Annotated in this window: 6 protein-coding genes; 4 read left to right on the forward strand and 2 right to left on the reverse strand. The window is 43.3% G+C overall.

Translation table 11 applies throughout. From position 1 onward, the window contains the following. Positions 1-712: sodium:calcium exchanger (locus HKN88_10670; protein NNC98519.1), on the reverse strand; the 712-nt coding region annotated here is incomplete at its 3' end. 160 nt (positions 713-872) lie between these two features. On the opposite strand from HKN88_10670, the gene HKN88_10675 reads away from it, so the two are divergent. Continuing rightward, a complete protein-coding gene (locus tag HKN88_10675; GenBank protein ID NNC98520.1) occupies positions 873-2,798 on the forward strand; it encodes a S9 family peptidase in 1,926 nt (641 codons plus the stop codon). 167 nt (positions 2,799-2,965) lie between these two features. On the opposite strand, the gene HKN88_10680 is transcribed toward HKN88_10675, so the two are convergent. Then, a complete protein-coding gene (locus tag HKN88_10680; protein ID NNC98521.1) occupies positions 2,966-3,157 on the reverse strand; it encodes a CPXCG motif-containing cysteine-rich protein in 192 nt (63 codons plus the stop codon). A 67-nt stretch (positions 3,158-3,224) separates the two neighbouring features. On the opposite strand from HKN88_10680, the gene HKN88_10685 reads away from it, so the two are divergent. From HKN88_10685 to HKN88_10695, 3 genes are all read left to right on the forward strand, one after another. Then, complete coding sequence (locus HKN88_10685) at positions 3,225-3,695, forward strand: GNAT family N-acetyltransferase (protein NNC98522.1); 471 nt, start codon at positions 3,225-3,227, stop codon at positions 3,693-3,695. 3 nt (positions 3,696-3,698) lie between these two features. Continuing rightward, entirely contained in the window at positions 3,699-4,058 is a 360-nt protein-coding gene (locus tag HKN88_10690) for a GFA family protein (GenBank protein NNC98523.1), read from the forward strand. Between the two features lie 145 nt (positions 4,059-4,203). Beyond that, positions 4,204-4,816: extracellular solute-binding protein (locus tag HKN88_10695; protein NNC98524.1), on the forward strand; the 613-nt coding region annotated here is incomplete at its 3' end.

The raw sequence follows: 4,816 nt of genomic DNA on the forward strand, positions 1-4,816 counted from the left end.
TGCCTGAAATTGTTCCGACTTCCACTGGATTGGCCGGATCCGATACGTCGACAACCGCTATTCCATTGTTTAAGCCCATTAAGGCGTACTCGTTGCCATTGTTCATATCCACATGCCCCCAGATATCACTGGCACTGGTGGGCGAACTACTGAACGCCGGTAAGGGTAATTGTGCAACTAGATCAATATTGGCGCATTCAAATCCGTCGGCCACTCCGTTTTGACAAGCCACTTGCGTTTTTTGAACGGTGGCAGCGTGTTGATATGCGGTGGTGAATTTTTCAACTTCCTGTACACGTTGACTGCTTAAGCCGGCGTTATCACTAATCACTTTAAATCCAAGGGCTTCAACTTGTGCGCGAAACTCGAAGGGTATGCCAAGCAGGGTTACCGGATTGTTGATATCGTCACGTTTGGCAAAGCTATCCGCGGTGGTGTAACCGCCCATCAAGGGGACTTTGTCTCCCAAGAAATGCACCACGTCCTCGGCGGCAACTTCATAGGTACCAGACGCGATATGCACATGGCTGGCCTTGGCCGCTTGGTCGATGGCGTACTTGATACTGTTGCAGGGCAGACCGGGATCGAGGCAATCCTTAGTGTCAGTCCCGTCCAAAGCTACGAAGTGCGTGGCATGGGTTTCGCCGTCGGCAAGTAAAGGAATCTGCCACAGGAAAAACACCAGAAAGAGATAGAATAGTTGTTTATGCATAGATTTTGATCAGTTAGGGCGAACCTCATTATAGATTGCCTTTGCTTGGATGAGTACGTCTGAATCGTAAAACTTTTAATCAGGGTAATATGTGTATTTCATTCACACAAGATAACGATTTGTCTTGCTAAGTGAATATTTTTGGGAGAAAATTTCAAACATGCGAAAAATCCTATTAGTTTTACTCTTTGTATTTATCTCACCAAACTGGGTTACTGCTGCCCCCACAGCAGATGCATTTGGAACGTTGCCAAACGCCTATGATGCTGCAATATCTCCAGATGGTAAGCAAGTTGCGATAATTGTGAATAATAATGGTAAATATGGAGTTCGTATTGTCACTCTTGGCAAGAAAAACGAAAAATTACGAGCAATTCTTCTTGGAAAAGGGGTGAAACCGCAGTGGATTAAATGGGCAAACAATGAGCAAGTTCTGATTGCATTCTGGCAAAGCAAAAAATATCGTGCAATACCATACACCATGAGCTTCATTTACACACTAAATGCAACCAGTATGAAGGGTAAAATACTGATCGAGAGTAAAGAAGTCTTCAGGCAAGACAACTCATCTGTAATTGACTTTCTGGAAGACGATCCGGATCACATTCTCATGGAGTTTTCCGATACCAATCAAAATCATGTTGATATTAAAAGGGTCAATGTAAAAAGCGGGCTGTACATTACGATAAAACGTACTAAACAGGGCGTGCAGAAATGGTTTACAGATGCAAGGGGCGAACCACGTGTAGGCCAAGGTCTGGTCGACCGGACTGGAGCTGTAGAGGAGCAGTGGAGCCTGACTATACGAGATGCCGATGAAGACCAGTGGCGCAGAGCTGAGAATTTTGCTGGACTTGAAGCGGACGTTACTATTTTTGGGTTCACGGATGATCCAAATGAGCTAGTCATTGGAGATCATGCAGGTCAAGATACGCTGGGTCTGTATGTTTATGATTTAATTAAAAAAGAGGTTACTCGCAAGCTATTTCATCATGACACGTATGATGCAGGCGGACTTGTTGTCAGCGGGAACGGCGCAATAATTGGAGCGAGTTTCGTTGCAGATTCAAATGAAATTGAGTTATTTGATGAATATGACACAGTGCTTAGTCGCATGCGAAATAAATTCAGCGACCACACCGTTGACTATGTCGACCAGTCAGGTGACGGGCGATTGTATCTGTTTCGAATATCCAACGCATACGATCCTGGTGCCCTGGCGATTGTCGATGCGAGCACTAACAATGTCACAGTGCTCGCATACATACACAAAGAGTTGCCTACTGCAGAAATGGGCTCAGTTACAAAAGTTACATATCCGGCACGCGATGATTTCGAAATACCTGCCTATCTGACATTACCTCCTACCATTACTAGTGCAGAGGATCTGGTAAATCTTCCTGTGGTAATTTTACCTCACGGCGGACCATATGCACGCCAGGCAAAACGCTTTGACTATTTCGCACAATATTTCGCAACACGCGGATTTGCAGTTCTCCAGATGAATTTTCGTGGGTCGGCAGGTTATGGCAAGGGCTTTGAAGATGAAGGTCGAGAAAACTGGGTAAAAATGCAGGAAGACGTTGAGGATGGCGCTAAATGGATTCTTGAACAAGGCATTGCTGACCCAGATCGAATCTGTATCGCCGGTTGGTCATATGGTGGTTATGCTGCACTTATGGGAGCAATTAAATCACCGGAACTTTATGCCTGTGCGATATCGATGGCAGGTGTAACTGATCTCAAAGACATGATTAACGATATCAAGCAGTATCGCTTTGGATCAATAGCAGCACAAAACTTTGTTCTACGCGGGTTTGATAGCAAACAGGAAATAGCTGAAAACTCCCCGGTATTTCGTGCTGCAGAAATAAAAGTGCCACTGTTCCTTGCTCATGGTGAGTCAGATCAACGTGTGCATTTTGACCAATTCCGTCGAATGAAATCTGCATTGAGAAAATCTTCAGCACCAGTTACATATATGAGTTTTGAAAATGAAGATCACTTTCTTTCCAATCAGAAAAATCGTCAGGCATTTTTCCGGGGATTAGACAAATTTTTAAGTAAGGTCATAAATAAAAAATAGAAAAAGTTCTATCGCGCCAGGATAACGATATGTACGATTTGATAAATCTCATCCCGTTAACTAAGTTCATTTTCAATTAAGGCTTGAGATAAATCACTCTATTTGTGAAAGGTACAGAAACTGTGATGCCCGAGCTTTAAATAATCTTGACCAAGTTATCTGGCTATTTACTCGTTCTCGCTGCGAACCTGAAGCGTAATAAATCCATCAGCGTCAATCTGTACTCTCACAATCATCGGTCGACAGCACACTTCACAGTCTTCAATATATTCTTGTGCTTCAATACTTGTATCAATCACAAGTTCAATGGATTCCCCGCAATACGGGCAATGAGATCTTTTTGTCAGTAAGTTTTGCATTGTTGGTAAATTTTATACATTGATCCTGGACATAGTTTAATCGATAAATATTGATACAATGCAAATTATGAAAATTATAAGATCCACCAATGAGCATTTGGTCGAACTGGTTTCCTGGTTAAGTGCCGATAACGACCTATTCATCAAGCAGCAAGATAAATACGAATACCCGGTAACGGCAGAAACTTTTTTATCCGACGTCAATTTTTCTGAACTGATCTCTTACTCTTTGCTGGACGATCAAGATAATTTTATTGGCTTCGGTCAGGTATATCTTCGAATGGGCCGATGTCAGTTGGGCAGAATGGTTGTTAAACCGGAGCTTAGGGAAAAAGGCTATGGCAAATTTCTGCTCAATGCAATGGCCCAAAAGGGGTGTGAAGATCTTGGCGTGGATACTTTTTCTGTCTTGGTGTACGCCAAAAATATGCATGCGGTGAAAACGTATAAAGAAATGGACTTTGTGTTAACCGAGTACCCTGGCGGTATGCCATTTGAAAACGGTCTGTACATGGTTAAAGCCAGGCCCAGGAGTTAAGTGATGTTGCGTGGTGCATGTCATTGCGGCAAGGTTAGATTTGAATACTGTGTCACTCCCGAGTATCTGTACAATTGTAATTGTTCTATTTGTCGTCGCCTTGGCGCACTATGGGCGTATGCCGATTCGAGCCAGATTAAAATTCATTGCGATCAAAATGACCTCATAAATTATGTCTGGGGTGACAAAACTTTGGCTTTTTGTTCCTGTAAGTCCTGTGGTTGCACCACCCACTGGAAAAATCTTGACCCGAAAAAATACTCTCGCATGGCCGTGAATGCCCGAATGATGGACCCCACGGCGATCAAAGAAATCCCGGTGCGCCAGTTTGATGGGGCAGATACATATAAGTTTCTGGACTAAACACATTTAAGCATCAGCGCCATTTTCAGTGAGTTGCAACATAGACCTGCAAATCTAAATGAGATATATTCTCATTTAGATTTAGATTGTTTCAGTCTGAAATAAAGGCGTGAATCAATATTTAATAATAAATTCAGGTAGTTATATGTTCAACAAAATATCCCGAATCTTGGCTTTTGTGTTTGTGTTTGCGCTATTTGCTTGCGATCAGACGCAAAAAAGCGATCATTCACCCAACGCATCTAATTCTGTTGATCAGGCAGAGTCGACGGAATTGGTCTTGTATTCTTCCAGAAACGAGCAGTTGATCCTGCCACTGATCGAGGCCTATGAAGCTGAAACCGGCACTCAGGTCAAGTTTGTGACCGATAAACCCGAACCCTTAATAGAAAAACTCAAAGCCGAAGCCGAGTTAACTCCAGCGGATGTGTTGATGACGGTTGATGCGGGAAATTTATGGCGTGCCAGCCAGGCGGGCTTGTTCATGTCGCTAGAATCAGACGTACTTGAAAATGCTATCCCGACCAATTTACGCGATGTGAATATGCAATGGTTCGGGTTTTCGCAACGTGCGCGCACTATTGTGTATTCAAGTGAACGTGTTAAGCCAGAAGAACTCAGTACTTACGAGAATCTTGCTAATGAAAAGTGGCATGGCAAATTATGTTTGCGCACATCGAAAAAAGTTTATAACCAGTCATTGGTCGCCATGCTCATCGCTACCCACGGCACCGGAGTTACGGAAAACATAATTACGG

It is taken from the genome of Gammaproteobacteria bacterium (assembly GCA_013001575.1).
In the GTDB taxonomy this organism is placed as follows: Bacteria; Pseudomonadota; Gammaproteobacteria; order Steroidobacterales; family JABDMI01; genus JABDMI01.